Source organism: Pseudomonas sediminis (assembly GCF_039555755.1).
GTDB classification, from domain to species: domain Bacteria; phylum Pseudomonadota; class Gammaproteobacteria; order Pseudomonadales; family Pseudomonadaceae; genus Aquipseudomonas; species Aquipseudomonas mendocina_D.
Genome location: NZ_CP154631.1, coordinates 4,357,319 through 4,372,568, shown reverse-complemented (window position 1 = coordinate 4,372,568; position 15,250 = coordinate 4,357,319). Strand labels below are relative to the sequence as shown.

The 15,250-nt window shown below is 57.7% G+C and carries 15 protein-coding genes and 2 tRNA genes; 13 read left to right on the top strand and 4 right to left on the bottom strand.

Translation table 11 applies throughout. The features are described from left to right. Positions 1-38: 38 nt before the first annotated feature. Both AAEQ75_RS20605 and AAEQ75_RS20600 read right to left on the bottom strand, forming a co-directional pair. Entirely contained in the window at positions 39-1,463 is a 1,425-nt protein-coding gene (locus AAEQ75_RS20605) for an IS1182 family transposase (protein ID WP_343350304.1), read from the bottom strand. A 108-nt stretch (positions 1,464-1,571) separates the two neighbouring features. After that, on the bottom strand, positions 1,572-2,855 hold the full coding sequence (locus AAEQ75_RS20600; protein ID WP_343350303.1) for an NAD(P)/FAD-dependent oxidoreductase: 1,284 nt from the start codon (positions 2,853-2,855) through the stop codon (positions 1,572-1,574). A gap of 183 nt (positions 2,856-3,038) precedes the next feature. On the opposite strand from AAEQ75_RS20600, the gene AAEQ75_RS20595 reads away from it, so the two are divergent. The 12 genes from AAEQ75_RS20595 (at position 3,039) to AAEQ75_RS20540 (ending at position 12,586) form a co-directional block, all read left to right on the top strand. Then, positions 3,039-3,115, top strand: a tRNA-Val gene (locus AAEQ75_RS20595). Between the two features lie 264 nt (positions 3,116-3,379). Beyond that, the gene (gene thrS, locus AAEQ75_RS20590; RefSeq protein ID WP_343350302.1) at positions 3,380-5,302 is read left to right on the top strand and encodes a threonine--tRNA ligase; all 1,923 of its coding nucleotides are present in this window, start codon (positions 3,380-3,382) and stop codon (positions 5,300-5,302) included. After that, positions 5,302-5,853 (top strand): translation initiation factor IF-3, encoded by a 552-nt coding sequence (gene infC / locus AAEQ75_RS20585; RefSeq protein ID WP_177345355.1) that lies wholly within the window; start codon positions 5,302-5,304, stop codon positions 5,851-5,853. The genes thrS and infC overlap by 1 nt, the downstream gene beginning before the upstream one ends. 60 nt (positions 5,854-5,913) lie before the next feature. Next, a complete protein-coding gene (gene rpmI / locus AAEQ75_RS20580; RefSeq protein WP_003461222.1) occupies positions 5,914-6,108 on the top strand; it encodes a 50S ribosomal protein L35 in 195 nt (64 codons plus the stop codon). 30 nt (positions 6,109-6,138) lie between these two features. After that, positions 6,139-6,495 (top strand): 50S ribosomal protein L20, encoded by a 357-nt coding sequence (rplT, locus tag AAEQ75_RS20575; RefSeq protein WP_003461224.1) that lies wholly within the window; start codon positions 6,139-6,141, stop codon positions 6,493-6,495. Between the two features lie 96 nt (positions 6,496-6,591). Beyond that, positions 6,592-7,608 (top strand): phenylalanine--tRNA ligase subunit alpha, encoded by a 1,017-nt coding sequence (gene pheS / locus AAEQ75_RS20570; RefSeq protein ID WP_343350301.1) that lies wholly within the window; start codon positions 6,592-6,594, stop codon positions 7,606-7,608. A 44-nt stretch (positions 7,609-7,652) separates the two neighbouring features. Continuing rightward, positions 7,653-10,031 carry a phenylalanine--tRNA ligase subunit beta gene (pheT, locus tag AAEQ75_RS20565; protein ID WP_343350300.1) on the top strand — a complete coding sequence of 793 codons (2,379 nt, stop codon included), beginning with the start codon at positions 7,653-7,655 and terminating at the stop codon, positions 10,029-10,031. Between the two features lie 3 nt (positions 10,032-10,034). Beyond that, a complete protein-coding gene (gene ihfA / locus AAEQ75_RS20560; RefSeq protein WP_003243414.1) occupies positions 10,035-10,337 on the top strand; it encodes an integration host factor subunit alpha in 303 nt (100 codons plus the stop codon). Beyond that, complete coding sequence (locus AAEQ75_RS20555) at positions 10,318-10,674, top strand: MerR family transcriptional regulator (RefSeq protein WP_343350299.1); 357 nt, start codon at positions 10,318-10,320, stop codon at positions 10,672-10,674. Before ihfA ends, AAEQ75_RS20555 begins: the two co-directional genes overlap by 20 nt. Before the next feature lie 75 nt (positions 10,675-10,749). Then, positions 10,750-10,826: transfer RNA gene (locus AAEQ75_RS20550), tRNA-Pro, on the top strand. A gap of 228 nt (positions 10,827-11,054) precedes the next feature. Continuing rightward, the gene (locus AAEQ75_RS20545) at positions 11,055-11,270 is read left to right on the top strand and encodes an AlpA family transcriptional regulator (protein WP_024915821.1); all 216 of its coding nucleotides are present in this window, start codon (positions 11,055-11,057) and stop codon (positions 11,268-11,270) included. Between the two features lie 359 nt (positions 11,271-11,629). Then, the gene (locus AAEQ75_RS20540) at positions 11,630-12,586 is read left to right on the top strand and encodes an inovirus-type Gp2 protein (RefSeq protein ID WP_074859101.1); all 957 of its coding nucleotides are present in this window, start codon (positions 11,630-11,632) and stop codon (positions 12,584-12,586) included. A gap of 365 nt (positions 12,587-12,951) precedes the next feature. On the opposite strand, the gene AAEQ75_RS20535 is transcribed toward AAEQ75_RS20540, so the two are convergent. Then, a complete protein-coding gene (locus AAEQ75_RS20535) occupies positions 12,952-13,533 on the bottom strand; it encodes a plasmid pRiA4b ORF-3 family protein (protein WP_343350298.1) in 582 nt (193 codons plus the stop codon). Between the two features lie 14 nt (positions 13,534-13,547). After that, on the bottom strand, positions 13,548-14,423 hold the full coding sequence (locus tag AAEQ75_RS20530) for a helix-turn-helix transcriptional regulator (RefSeq protein ID WP_343350297.1): 876 nt from the start codon (positions 14,421-14,423) through the stop codon (positions 13,548-13,550). A 137-nt stretch (positions 14,424-14,560) separates the two neighbouring features. Between AAEQ75_RS20530 and AAEQ75_RS20525 the strand changes: the two genes are divergently transcribed. Beyond that, positions 14,561-15,133, top strand: coding sequence for an OB-fold protein (locus AAEQ75_RS20525; RefSeq protein WP_343350296.1), 573 nt, complete (start codon positions 14,561-14,563; stop codon positions 15,131-15,133). Positions 15,134-15,250: the final 117 nt, after the last annotated feature.

Genomic DNA, 15,250 nt, shown 5'->3' with positions numbered 1-15,250 from the left:
TTGTGTTTTTACTGGTGCAATGATGCAAAGTGCAGCGCTCAGGTCAGCAGCTCGATCATGCGGCGTGCCCCGAGTACCGAAATAGCACGTTTGAGGTTGTAGGCTTGCACGGCCATCGCCATCTCAGCTCTCACCCCGCTGAAATGGCGCACTAGAAAACGACCGTTGCCCAGAATCCATTGTTTGAGATTGCCAAAAGGGTGCTCGACGATTGCTCGTCGCCGTCCCATCATCTCAGGATGAGTTTCGAGTCGTTTCTCCATCCGCGCGAACGCCTCTTCGTTGGGATGGCGGCTGATATGACGCCGTTGGGCCTGTGTGCACTTGGCTTTTAATGGGCAGTTCCCGCAGTCCTTGGCACGGGCTGCGTAAAGGCGAGTGCCACGATTGAGCTGTTTGAGCGACAGGGTCTTGCCCGCAGGACATTGGAAGCTGTCGGTCGCAGGATCGTAAGTGAAGTCCTGACGCGCAAACAGTGTGCCGCCGCCCTGGTTGTTGGGCGCGCGATTCACGGGGACGAAAGCCGTAATGCCCGCTTCTTCGCAGGCTTGAAACTGCGCCCCGTTGGAATAACCTGCATCAGCCGTGACGGTCAGCTCAGGCTGCTGCAGAACCGCATGAGTCGCTTTGGCCATCGGCTCCAACTGCTGGTTGTCGGTGCAGTCACTGGTCACTTCGTGATGCACGATCAGGCCATGCTCGGCATCGACAGCGCTCTGCACGTTGTAGGCCACGCAAGGGCTCTTGCCTGAGCAGCGCATCTTCTTGGCATCCGCTTCGCCTTCGACGAACTGTTCCAGGCCCTGCGCCTCCATCAGCGCTTTTACGGTCAAGTTATCGGCATGGCGATCCTGTAGCTGGCGTAGCGCCTGTTTCACCGCTGCCCGGTCAATCGTCTCTTGCGCGTCTTGTGCATCACCCTCATCAAGCTGGGCCAGGTACTGGGCAATGTGTTTTTCCAGCTTCGCTTGTTGACGCTTGAGCTTCTCCACGCTCAGGTGCTTGCGCAGCGAAGCTACCGCTTGGAACTTGCTGCCATCGATGGCCACCAGCTCCCCACTGATCAAGCTCGCCTGGCGACAGAACTGGACGAAAGCCTTGCAAGTCGCCTGAAAGGCCATGCTGTTATCTTTGCGAAAATCCGCGATGGTCTTGAAGTCCGGCGCCAGACGACCCAGCAACCACATCACCTCGATATTGCGCTGGCACTCCGCCTCCAATCGACGAGAGGAGCGAATGCGCTGGAAGTAGCCATATAGGTATAGCTTGAGCAAATCAGCTGGATCGTAGCCAGGGCGCCCAGTCTTGAGCGGCTCAGCCTTGCTGAACCCCAGTACCTTCAGATCCAGACGAGCCACATAGGCCTCGATGACTCGAACTAGATGATCCTCAGGAACCAGCTCTTCCAATGTCGGCGGAAACAGGCTGCTTTGTTGCCGATCTTCACCTTGGATATAGCCCATAAACGACAATGCCCCTATCGACCGATAGAGGCATTGTCTTCAGCTTGCTCTCAGACTGCTAGGTTTTCACACAGTCTGCGAGGGCGCCGTTTTCGTTGATGGGCAGGATTACACGCCGAGCTTGTCACGCAGCGTGTAGTACCAGGCGCCGAGGGCGCTGAAGGGGACCTGGAACATCCGTCCGCCAGGGAAGGGGTAGTGCGGCAATCCGGCGAAGGCATCGAAGCGCTCGGCCTGGCCGCGCAGGGCTTCGGCCAGCACCTTGCCCGCCAGATGGGTGTAGGTCACGCCGTGGCCGCTGCAACCCTGGGAGTAGTAGATGTTGTCGCCGATACGACCGACCTGCGGCAGGCGCGACAGCGTCAGCAGAAAGTTGCCGGTCCAGGCGAAGTCGATCTTCACGTCCTTCAGTTGCGGGAAGGTCTTGAGCATCTTCGGGCGGATGATCGCTTCGATGTTGGCTGGATCGCGTGCGCCATACACCACGCCACCGCCGTAGATCAGGCGCTTGTCGCCGGTGAGGCGGTAGTAGTCGAGCAGGTAGTTGCAGTCTTCCACGCAGTAGTCCTGCGGCAGCAGGCTGGCAGCGACTTCATCGGACAGTGGCTCGGTAGTGATCACCTGAGTGCCGCACGGCATCGATTTGGACGCCAGCTCCGGCACCAGATTGCCGAGGTAGGCGTTACCGGCGACCACGACGAATTTGGCTTTGATACGGCCTTTCGGAGTGTGCATCACCGGGTTGGCGCCGCGCTCGATGCGCGTGGCCGGGGACTGTTCATAGATCACCCCGCCCAGCGATTCCACTGCAGCGGCTTCACCCAGGGCTAGGTTCAGTGGATGGATATGCCCGCCGCTCATGTCCAGCATGCCGCCGACATAGTTCTCGGTAGCAACCACTTCGCGAATACGCTTGGCGTCCATCAGCTCCAGCTGGGTATGGCCGTAGCGCTCCCACAGCTTCTTCTGCGATTCCAGGTGGCCCATCTGCTTGCTGGTCAGCGCGGCGAATACGCCGCCATCCTTGAGGTCGCACTGGATGTCGTACTTGGCGATGCGTTCACGAATGATGCGGCCGCCCTCGAACGCCATCTGCCCGAGCAGTTGCGCCTGCTTGGGGCCGACCGTGCGTTCGATCACGTCGATGTCGCGGCTGTAGCTGTTGACGATCTGTCCGCCGTTGCGGCCGGAAGCGCCAAAGCCAACCTTGGCCGCCTCGACGATGCTCACCTTGAAACCGTTCTCCAGCAGAAACAGTGCAGTGGACAGGCCGGTGTAACCCGCGCCGATGATGCACACATCGGTGTCCACCTCGCCTTGCAGGGTAGGGCGTTGCGGGACGGGGTTGGCTGAAGCGGCGTAATAGGATTGTGGATATGCCGTGTGCGCCATCTTGAACCTCTGTTCTTTATTTTTTACGAATGATTCGATGCTACCTGAGTTGAAAATAGCCGGCTAGTGCCCGTGCAAAATATTCAACGATCCGATTTCGATAAAAAATTGGCCTATTTCAGTGAGTTAGCGAAAAAATCTGTTGACGGCCAAAAAGATCTGCGTAGAATGCGCACCCATCGAAGGCACATAGCTCAGTTGGTTAGAGCACCACCTTGACATGGTGGGGGTCGTTGGTTCGAGTCCAATTGTGCCTACCAAATCGATAAAAAGGGGTCGCTAAGCGACCCCTTTTTTATTGCTCGAATTTTTCGAGCAGGCTTTGCGTGTTTGTTGCAGGCTGCTGCTTGTCAGAGCTCAGGCTTTCTGAAAGCATCCGCACTCTTTACTTCCAGTGACTTGGTTCGGTCTGGTTGGCCCTTGGGCTCCTGCCATTGTTAGGCGGGTATACCGCCGAATCGCTTCCTGGCTCATCCCAACCCACGTGACCTTTGGTAGGGGTCACCACTAGGAGAGGAGGCGCCATGCCCATCATTACTCTTCCCGACGGCAGTCAACGTTCGTTCGATCATCCGGTATCCGTGCTGGAGGTCGCTCAATCCATTGGTGCGGGTCTGGCCAAGGCCACCCTGGCTGGCAAGGTAAACGGCAAGCAGGTCGATGCCTGTGACGTGATCGATACCGATGCCACCTTGCAGATCATCACGCCGAAGGACGAAGAGGGGCTGGAGATCATCCGTCACTCCTGTGCTCACCTGGTTGGGCATGCAGTCAAGCAGCTATATCCGAACGCCAAGATGGTGATCGGGCCAGTCATTGACGAAGGCTTCTATTACGACATCGCCATCGATCGTCCTTTCACGCCGGAAGACATGGCAGCCATCGAAAAACGCATGGCCGAGTTGATCGAGAAGGACTACGACGTCATCAAGAAGATGACCCCGCGCGCCGAGGTCATCGAGCTGTTCAAGGCTCGTGGTGAGGAATACAAGCTGCGTCTGATCGACGACATGCCGGACGAAACGGCCATGGGTCTGTACTTCCATGAAGAGTACGTCGACATGTGCCGCGGCCCGCACGTGCCGAACACGCGCTTCCTTAAGGCGTTCAAGCTGACTCGCATTTCCGGCGCCTACTGGCGCGGTGACTCGAAGAACGAACAACTGCAGCGTGTTTACGGCACTGCCTGGGCGGACAAGAAGCAGCTGGCTGCTTATATCCAGCGCATCGAAGAGGCTGAAAAACGCGATCACCGTCGCATCGGCAAGCAGCTGGATCTGTTCCACCTGCAGGAAGAAGCGCCGGGCATGGTGTTCTGGCACCCCAATGGCTGGACTGTCTACCAGGCGCTGGAGCAGTACATGCGCCAGGTGCAGCGTGAGAACGGCTATGTGGAGGTGCGCACGCCGCAGGTGGTCGATCGCATCCTGTGGGAGCGTTCCGGGCACTGGTCCAACTACGCCGAAAACATGTTCACCACGGCTTCGGAAAACCGCGACTACGCGGTGAAGCCGATGAACTGCCCGTGCCACGTGCAGATCTTCAACCAGGGCCTGAAGTCCTACCGCGACCTGCCGCTGCGCCTGGCCGAGTTCGGTGCTTGCCACCGCAACGAGCCGTCCGGCGCGCTGCACGGCATCATGCGTGTGCGCGGCTTCGTGCAGGACGATGCGCATATCTTCTGCACCGAAGATCAGGTGAAAAAGGAAGCGGCCGACTTCATCAAGCTGACCCTGCAGGTATACTCGGACTTCGGCTTCACCGATATCGCCATGAAGCTCTCGACCCGTCCTGCCAAGCGCGTGGGCTCTGATGAGTTGTGGGACCGTGCCGAGGGTGCGCTGGCCGAAGCACTGAACGAATCCGGCCTGGCCTGGGAATATCAGCCGGGCGAGGGTGCCTTCTACGGTCCGAAGATCGAGTTCACCCTGCGTGACTGTCTGGGTCGTAACTGGCAGTGCGGTACGCTGCAGTACGATCCGAACCTGCCTGAGCGTCTGGATGCCAGCTACATCGCCGAAGACAACAACCGTAAGCGTCCGGTCATGTTGCACCGTGCGATCCTCGGTTCGTTCGAGCGCTTCATCGGTATGCTGATCGAGCACTACGCCGGTTCCTTCCCGGCTTGGCTCGCTCCGACCCAGGCGGTGATCATGAATATCACCGACAAACAGGCGGATTTTGCCCGTGAAGTCGAGAAAACTCTCAATCAAAGCGGTTTTCGTGCCGAGGTTGACTTGAGAAACGAAAAGATCGGCTTTAAAATCCGCGAGCATACCTTGCTCAAGGTTCCCTATCTCTTGGTTATTGGAGATCGGGAGGTCGAGACTCGATCCGTTGCTGTCCGTACCCGTGAAGGCGTCGATCTGGGCTCTCTGCCCATCGAGCAGTTCGCCGCACAGTTGCAGCAAGCGGTTTCCCGGCGTGGTCGCCAAGATTTGGAGTAATAACTATTAAGCGTGAAATGAGACAGGACAAGCGGGCCGCCCCTAAGGCGCCGATCAACGAAAACATCACCGCTCGTGAAGTGCGCCTGATTGGCGCTGACGGCGAGCAGGTCGGTATTGTTTCGATCGATGAGGCATTGCGCGTGGCTGAAGAAGCCAAGCTGGATCTGGTAGAGATCTCAGCTGATGCAGTGCCACCCGTTTGCCGCATCATGGACTACGGCAAGCACCTGTTCGAGAAGAAGAAGCAGGCTGCTATCGCCAAGAAGAATCAGCACCAGCAGCAGATCAAAGAAATCAAGTTTCGTCCAGGGACGGAAGAAGGGGATTACCAGGTAAAACTACGCAACCTGGTACGTTTCCTTGAAGATGGGGACAAGGCCAAGGTATCTCTGAGATTCCGCGGTCGTGAGATGGCTCACCAGGAGCTGGGTATGGAGCTGCTCAAGCGGGTCGAACAAGACCTGATCGAGCTTGGCACCGTAGAACAGCATCCTAAGCTGGAAGGACGCCAGCTGATGATGGTTATCGCACCCAAGAAGCGTAAATAATCTACCGGGCACTGGCAGGCCTGATGGTTATCAGTAGTTAATGAATGCGGAGTACAAAACATGCCAAAAATGAAAACCAAGAGCGGTGCTGCAAAGCGCTTCCTGAAGACTGCTACAGGCTTCAAGCACAAGCACGCTTTCAAGAGCCACATCCTGACCAAGATGTCCACGAAACGTAAGCGCCAGCTGCGTGGCAGTTCGCTGATCGGTCCGTCGGACAAAGCTAAAGTCGAGCGCATGCTGCGCGTTCGTTAATTCGGTCAAGATACTTAGAGGTAATTACTCATGGCTCGTGTTAAGCGTGGCGTTATCGCTCGTGCTCGTCACAAAAAGATTCTGAAACTGGCTAAAGGCTACTACGGCGCTCGTTCGCGCGTGTTCCGTGTTGCCAAGCAGGCTGTCATCAAGGCTGGTCAATATGCCTATCGTGACCGTCGTCAGAAAAAACGTCAGTTCCGCGCACTGTGGATCGCTCGTATCAACGCTGGTGCTCGCGTCAACGGTCTGTCCTACAGCCGTCTGATCGCTGGCCTGAAGAAAGCGTCGATCGAAATCGACCGTAAGGTTCTGGCTGATCTGGCAGTGAACGAAAAAGCGGCGTTTGCTGCGATTGTCGAGAAAGCTAAGGCCGTTCTGGCTTAAGTCCCCCGACAATCACCGGGTTCGCCCGGTGGCAACGTCAAAGATAGGGGAAGAGCCTTAACAGCTCTTCCCCTATTTCGTATCTGGAGTCTGTAAATGGAAAATCTGGATGCATTGGTCTCGCAAGTGCTTGAGGCCGTGCAACGAAGTGAAGATGTCAATGCCCTGGAACAGCTCCGGGTTCAGTACCTTGGCAAGAAAGGCGAACTGACCGCCCTGATGCAGACTCTGGGCAAGCTGTCTGCCGAAGAGCGCCCACAGGCTGGCGCCCTGATCAATACTGCCAAGAATCAAGTGCAAGACGCCCTGAATGCCCGCAAATCCGTGCTTGAGCAGGCCTTGCTCGCCGAGAAGCTGGCGTCCGAGCGGATTGACGTGACCCTGCCTGGTCGTGGCCAGGCATCCGGTGGTCTGCACCCGGTCACTCGCACGCTCGAGCGTGTCGAGCAGTTCTTCACCCATATCGGCTACAGCGTGGCCGAGGGTCCGGAAGTCGAAGACGACTACCACAACTTCGAGGCGCTCAACATCCCTGGCCACCACCCGGCGCGGGCGATGCACGACACCTTCTATTTCAACGCGAACATGCTGCTGCGTACCCACACCTCGCCGGTGCAGGTACGCACCATGGAATCGCAGCAGCCGCCGATCCGTATCGTTTGCCCTGGTCGTGTGTATCGCTGCGACTCCGATATCACCCACTCGCCGATGTTCCATCAGGTCGAAGGCCTGCTGGTCGACGAGGACATCAGCTTCGCTGACCTCAAGGGCACCATCGAGGAATTCCTCCGCGTGTTCTTCGAAAAACCACTGGGTGTGCGTTTCCGTCCTTCCTTTTTTCCCTTCACCGAGCCGTCGGCCGAAGTCGACATGCAGTGCGTGATGTGCTCCGGCAAAGGTTGCCGCGTGTGCAAGCAGACCGGCTGGCTGGAAGTGATGGGTTGCGGCATGGTCCACCCGAACGTGCTGCGCATGAGCGGCATCGACCCGGAGAAATACTCCGGCTTCGCCTTCGGCATGGGTGTCGAGCGCCTGGCCATGCTGCGCTATGGCGTCAATGACTTGCGCCTGTTCTTCGATAACGATCTGCGGTTCCTGGCGCAATTTCGCTAGCAGCCGCCCCTCGTGATCGAATTCGTTTAAGGAGAACAGACAACATGAAATTCAGTGAACAATGGCTGCGCAGTTGGGTGAATCCCGACGTATCCCGCGAGGATCTGGTCGCACGCCTGTCCATGGTCGGCCTCGAAGTCGACGCGGTACAACCGGTGGCCGGGGCCTTCAGTGGTATCGTGGTCGGTGAGATCCTCAGCGCCGAACAACACCCGGACGCCGACAAGCTGCGCGTATGCCAGGTGAGCAATGGTGCCGAGACCTTCCAGGTCGTCTGCGGCGCGCCCAATGCCCGTACCGGCATCAAGATTCCGTTCGCCATGATCGGTGCCGAACTGCCGGGCGACTTCAAGATCAAGAAGGCCAAACTGCGCGGCGTGGAGTCGCAAGGCATGCTGTGCTCGGCTTCCGAACTGCAGATCAGTGACGACAACAGCGGCCTGATGGAGCTGGCGGCTGATGCGCCGTTAGGTAGTGACATTCGCTCCTACCTGCAACTGGACGACGCCAGCATCGAGATCGGCCTGACCCCTAACCGTGGTGACTGCCTGTCGCTCGCCGGCCTGGCTCGGGAAGTCGGCGCCATGTACAGCGCTTCCGTTTCGCCAGTCGCTATCGACACCGTTGCGCCTGCGCATGACGAAGTGCGCCCTGTTGAGGTGCTCGCGCCCAAGGCCTGCCCGCGTTACCTCGGTCGCGTTGTACGCAACGTTGACCTGTCCCGTCCGACCCCGCTGTGGATGGTCGAGCGCCTGCGTCGTTCCGATATTCGCAGCATCGATGCGGCGGTGGACATCACCAACTACGTGATGCTCGAGCTGGGCCAGCCGATGCATGCCTTCGACCTCGCCGAAATCAATGGCGGCATTCGCGTGCGGATGGCTGAAGAGGGCGAGAAGCTGGTGTTGCTCGACGGCCAGGAAGTCAGCCTGCGTGCCGATACTCTGGTCATCGCTGATCATGGCCGCGCGCTGGCCATCGCCGGCGTGATGGGCGGTGAGCACAGCGGTGTGAGCGACAATACCCGCGATCTGTTCCTGGAAAGCGCCTTCTTCGACAATATCGCTGTCGCTGGGAAGGCTCGTTCCTACGGCTTGCATACCGACGCCTCGCACCGCTTCGAGCGCGGTGTCGACTCGCAGCTGGCACGTAAGGCAATGGAGCGTGCTACTGCGCTGCTGCTGGAAATCGTTGGCGGCGAAGCAGGCCCGATCATCGAAGCGAGTAGCGAGGCGGACCTGCCTAGCGTGGCGCCGATCACTCTGCGTGCCGAGCGTATCAGCCAGATGCTGGGCATGGATATGGACGGTGTCGAGGTCGAGCGTCTGCTCACTGCACTGGGGCTGGTCGTCAGCGCTCAGGGTGCCGGCCAGTGGCTGGTCAGCGTGCCGAGTCATCGCTTCGACATCAGCCTGGAAGTGGATCTGATCGAAGAGCTGGGCCGTCTCTATGGTTACAACCGTCTGCCGGTGCGTTACCCGCAAGCTCGCCTGGCGCCGCAGGCCAAAGCCGAAGCGCGTGCTGAGCTGCCGGCGCTGCGTCGTCTGCTGGTCGCCCGTGGTTATCAGGAAGCGATCACCTACAGCTTCATCGACCCGAAGCTGTTCGAGCAGTTCACCCCAGGCGTAGAGCCGCTGCAGTTGGCTAACCCGATTTCTGCCGATATGGCCGCCATGCGCTCCTCGCTGTGGCCGGGGCTGGTCAAGGTGCTGCAGCACAATCTCAATCGCCAGCAGTCGCGCGTGCGTCTGTTCGAGAGCGGCCTGCGTTTTGTCGGTCAGCTGGAAGGTCTGCAGCAAGAAGCCATGCTCGCTGGCGTGATCACCGGCAGCCGTCTGCCCGAAGGCTGGGCCAACAGCCGTGATAGCGTCGACTTCTATGACCTGAAGGCCGATGTCGAGGCGCTGTTGGGTTATGCCGGTGCGGCCGATGCCTTCAGCTTCGTGCCGGGTGAGCATCCTGCTCTGCATCCGGGCCAGACTGCTCGCATCGAGCGGGAAGGGCGCCTGGTGGGCTTCATCGGTGCTCTGCATCCTGAGCTGGCCAAGACATTGGGCCTGGATCAGCCGGTGTTCCTCTTCGAGCTGGTGTTGGCCGAAGTGGCTGCTGGTCGCATGCCAGCATTCAGCGAGTTGTCGCGCTTCCCTGAAGTGCGTCGTGACCTGGCGCTGTTGGTCGACCGCGAGCAGCCGGCCGAGGCTGTGCTGGGCGCAATCCGTGAAACGGCGGGAGAATGGCTGACAGACCTCAAGCTATTTGACGTCTATCACGGTAAAGGTATTGATCCGCTTAGAAAAAGCCTTGCTGTCGGCTTGACCTGGCAACATCCATCGCGCACTCTTAATGACGATGAGGTGAGTACTACTACGCAAAATATCCTCACCTGCCTCGAACAAAGGTTCAACGCCACGTTAAGGAAGTAGCGTATGGGGGCTCTGACGAAAGCTGAGATGGCGGAACGTCTGTATGAAGAGCTCGGCCTGAACAAACGGGAAGCCAAGGAACTGGTGGAGCTGTTTTTTGAAGAGATCCGCCAGGCTCTTGAGCTGAACGAACAGGTCAAGCTGTCCGGGTTCGGCAACTTCGACTTGCGCGACAAGCGCCAGCGACCCGGCCGTAACCCGAAAACAGGGGAAGAGATTCCAATCACGGCTCGCCGTGTGGTCACTTTTCGTCCAGGGCAAAAATTGAAAGCCAGGGTCGAGGCATATGCTGGAACCAAGTCATAACGACGAACTACCGGCAATTCCCGGCAAACGCTACTTCACCATTGGTGAGGTCAGTGAACTCTGCGCGGTCAAGCCCCACGTTCTACGTTACTGGGAGCAGGAATTCCCACAGCTGAATCCGGTGAAGCGGCGGGGTAACCGTCGCTATTACCAGCGTCAGGATGTGCTGATGATTCGGCAGATTCGTGCACTCCTGTACGATCAAGGCTTCACCATCGGTGGCGCACGCCAGCGCCTTTCCGGTGACGAAGCCAAAGACGACACCACCCAGTATCGTCAGATGATCAAGCAGATGATCGTCGAGCTCGAGGATGTTTTACACGTGCTGAAGAAGTAGGGCTAAGAAAAAGTTGCCTTATTTCAAAAGCTTAATGTATAGTTCCTTCCGCTTTCGGTCATCCGGAAGCATTGTCGGGGCGTAGCGCAGCCCGGTAGCGCACTTGCATGGGGTGCAAGGGGTCGAGTGTTCGAATCACTCCGTCCCGACCAAAAAACCCTAGAAAATCCAAGCACTTACGGGTGCTTGGATTTTTTTATGCTCGTCGTTTTTCTGTCTTGGGCTGATTTCCGGTATTTTGGTCACCGTTGGGTCACCGTTGGGTCACCGTTAGATCATTTGTGCGTGTTCGAACTGGTGGATTCCATTGCCGAGATGCTTTCGTGTTGTGAAAGTCCTCTGTTTCGTGCCTGTGTGGCATATGACAGAGGGGTAGTGTTTTGAGAATTATTCGTTTGAGGGGTGTGGTTAGCTCCACCGGTTTGGCGAGATCTACAATCTACAAGCTCATCAGTTTGGGGGAGTTTCCCAAACCTGTCCCTCTGGTTGGGCGTAGCGTCGGTTGGATTGAAAGCGAGGTGCACGACTGGATCCTGGCCAGGATTCAGGAGCGCGACCTGACTGAGGGAACTGCTTCGCGTCCCACCGGCCTCTGAGTGTCGCCAGCTAGAACGGACCATCTGCGCAATGGCTGGCTACGGCTGGTCATGGCGCTTATGCCGCGTGGAGAGGTCTGCATTCTCAGCTAACTCTCCCAAAATGTGATCTGGCAAATCCCCTGGCAGGCTTGGCAATATTGCTCGCCATTGCTTGGTTTCGTCGGGGTGGTCTTCTTGGGGGTGAGCTGCTCTCTAGTGATATAGCTAATAGCTACCGACTATCATTATCTATATTTCAATAGTTTATACCATGGCATTGCTGCACAGTACCTACCCACTGCCCAGTCAGGGATAGTCCATCGTAAAAAATCACTAGACCACCTTCTGGTATGCCTTAAACAACGAGGGATACCACCATGAACAATCGCAAGACCTACACCCACCTCCCCCAATCTGACATTGCTCTCCAGATCGAGCGACTTGTCCAGGTCATCGAAGACTCTGACTCACCGGCATACCGAATCAAGCAGACTCGTACGGGTTACGAGCGTGTCGAAGAGACCAGGCTCTCCCGGTACTTGACGCACATCAAGCAGATGGTCGACCTGTTCGATGATCGTGTGCCCTACGACTACAGCGAGCACCTGCAAGCGTTCAGGGCTGCATGTCAGGACATCGGGCTGGAGCGTCACCCTAATGGCCCGGTCTGCCTGAATGAAGGGGGCACTGCCTACCTGGATCATCATCGCAGCATGAACGTCTTGGTCGCCCGGATCCGTCAACTGACTCGTGAACGGTGGTATCGCCGCAAGACAGATGACCACCGCTATCAGGCCAGGAAGCAGGAGATCCAAGTCTGCGACTACGCCGATGCCTTATGTGAGCTCTATTCGCGTATCACCATCGTCAGGGTCGACTTCCATTACCGTGCTGCGGCGCAGGCTAGGCTACGTGCCGAGCACGTATTCGATGACCTGGATGATCTGATCTACGAGCACAGACGGAACCCGATCTTCGAGCATCTCATCGGCCACATTTACTCGGTCGAGCAAGGTGATCACCACGAGGGCAGGGGCTACCACATCCATGCTGCTTACTTCTTCAATGGCAACGAGGTGCGTGGCGATGTCTACAAGACCATCCAGCTAGGCGAGTTGTGGGAAGACATCACCCGTGGCCAGGGCTATTCGCATAGCTGTAACCATGACAAGGAGCAGCATGGAGACGAGTGTGGTATCGGTCGCATCAAGAGGAATGATCGAGGGATTCGGCGCCATGTACACAAGGTGGTGAAGTATCTCGTCAAGGATGCTCAGCATCTGCGCTTGAGGCCCGAGGGAGCTCGATGCCTAAGGACGGGAATGCTCCGATAGTCGAACATCATGGGCGAGGATGGTGTGTCTCAATACCGCATCCATCGTTTGAACGGAAGATCTGTCCACTTTGGTTACATGCCAAAAGTGGACAGGTCGCCATGGCAGGAACGCCTCGCTATGGTCGAGCGATCACCTACCCGGAGGTTTGCCATGTTCACTTTGCTGATCTCGCCTCATGATGTCCTGGCCCTTGTCTGTCTTGTAGCGATCTTGCTCGGACTGGCCAGGCTGGCCTATGGCGGTGCAGTCCAGTGAGCGTCCGGACTTCGATATCGCGGCGGTATCGATCCTGCTAGTCAGGTTGCTCATCGTGAACAGCCTGTCAGACTGCATCTGCTGGGGTTGCTGGGGGCGCTGCTGACTCAGCCCCACAGGTTGTTGCAGATCCGCTGCACAGCCGCGTTGGCCGCTCGGCGATCAAATCCTTCGGGGTCGAAACAGCCACCGGCCCATTCCAGTGCGTTTCGGCCTTCCTCGCTGGCCGGTTGCTGGATCAGTGCCAGAAAATCCAGATAACCCGGCACACCGCCTACATCCTCAGGAGGGCAGGCGCGGGCGCCATCCAGCACCTCGCACCAGGTGCCCGTGAAGTCGCAGGGCTCGATAGTCTCCACGGCGATCACATGCTGCCAGCTATCGCCAAAGTCGTAGAGATAGCGCAGCCGGTCTGCCTCCTTGAAGACACGACGCAGTTTAGTTTTTCGGTCATCCAGCACGTCGTCGTACTGGTACATCAGCTCGGCATCCAGCGGCATATAGGTGTTCAAGCCATTACTGAACTCATGCAAATGGCAGCTGTGCCAGCCAAAGGCCGCCTGAATGAAGTGGTGCAGTTTGCGTAGGGTGCAGTCGCCGCTCACCCTGATGCGCCGCCAGATCGGCGGATCGAGCTGCAACGGCTCTAGCTGGATATGTAGGGTGTAGAGCAGGGGGTGGGCGGCCATACGGGCTCCATCTTTCAGTGATAAAGCCAGGGCTTCAATTCATCGAGGTTGGCTACGACAATCTGCTGAGCTTCCGCCTTGGCATGCACCTTGGTCGGGTCGATCTGGTAGCGCTGCAACACGTATTGCACCAGCGCGCCACGGGTCTCGATCAGTAGCTGACCGTTCTGCATGCCATAGTCTGCCTCGATAATGGCGCGCTGCTCGGGCTTCAGGCGCACGTCTGGCTCGATAACCACCGCAAGCTCGGTATTCCACCCGCTATCTAAGTCTCTGCTGTGCTCCGACTGGTCATCCATAAGCCCAGGCTCACCGCGGAAACGGCTGAGCACAAAGTCCCGGTAATCCCCGTTCTTCTCGCAGTAAGCGCGTACATGCCAACGCATGCCTGTGTAGATCAGGGTATGCGGGGCGATCAACCTGGTCTCAACGTCCGGGGTACTGAAAGACACATACTCGCACTCCAGTCGCAGCCCTTCTCGACAGGCTTTGAGCAGAGGGCGCAATACCTCCGGGCGTACTGAGCGATCTGGTACGCCCAGCACTTCGGTGTGCGCATAGGCCAAGGCGAGCCCGTCGATATGAGGCGCCCGCTCGTAGTTTTGATTAAGCAGATGCAGGTAGGCGCTGGCGCTGTCGTCAATGAACAGTGGTTTGAAGTGGCGGCTCGGTACATACCCCTTCAAATGCTTGTCGTATTCCAGGTTCTTCGGCGCGTGCTCATTGATGTAGGTGTTGATGTCCTTCGATGCCTGCTGGCGGCTGATGCCGAAGCTCTGCATCAGGTGGCCTGTAGTTAGGCGACCCTCCCACCAGGTCACGGTCTCTATCAGCCGATAGCGCAACGCCAGATCCCAGCGCACGGATTCGATTGCTTGCTTGCGTTTCATGGCTTCTCCATCTGCTCGAAAACTTTACCTGTACGGGCAAACACTCTAGATACGTCTAGTCACGCTACATATCTTGATTGGCACAAGCAAGCCGGCAGTTCTGGCTAACCCGAGAAGTGCAATCAAGGAGTAGTGAAATGGCATTGATCAACTGTATCGAGTGCGACCGTATGGCCAGCGACCAAGCGGCTGCATGCCCACACTGTGGCGCGCCTATCGCCAAGCAGACTGCCGCCGTTCAGATACCGCCCGCCCAAGCCGTTAGCCGCAGTGTTGGCTTCTGGCTGGGCGTCGGGATTTTTCTCTTCCCGGTCATTTTTGTCTGGTTTCTGCTGCGCCAGGGGCATAGCACTACCAGCCGGATAGTCGGTTTTGCATGGCTGGCGCTGATGCTGGTTGCGATGGCTTCAGGGGAGCGTCCGTCCGGCAAGGCTGCTGCGCCCACGACTAGCCAGAGTCAGCCTGCAGAGGTGGCAGCCCCGGTTGTGCCCGTGTTTGAAGTAAGCGCTCAGCAACTGGCTCAGGCGTATGACCGCAATACGGTCGCAGCCGATCAGCAGTTCAAAGGTAAGCGCTTCAAGGTCACTGGCGTGGTGGAGTCGATCAATACCGATTTATTCGGTAATCCTTACGTCACCCTGCGTGGCGGGGTAAACCAGTTCATGGAGCCGCAATTCCAGCTCGATGACGCCCATGCCTGTTGGCGCTGATGGAAAATTGACCCACCCTGCCGATTGAAATTTGACCCAGGGCGGATTGCTGATTTTGTTACCAGCAACTGTGGATAAGTCTACCAGCGCAGCTGCTTTTGAACCCACTCCCTCGCT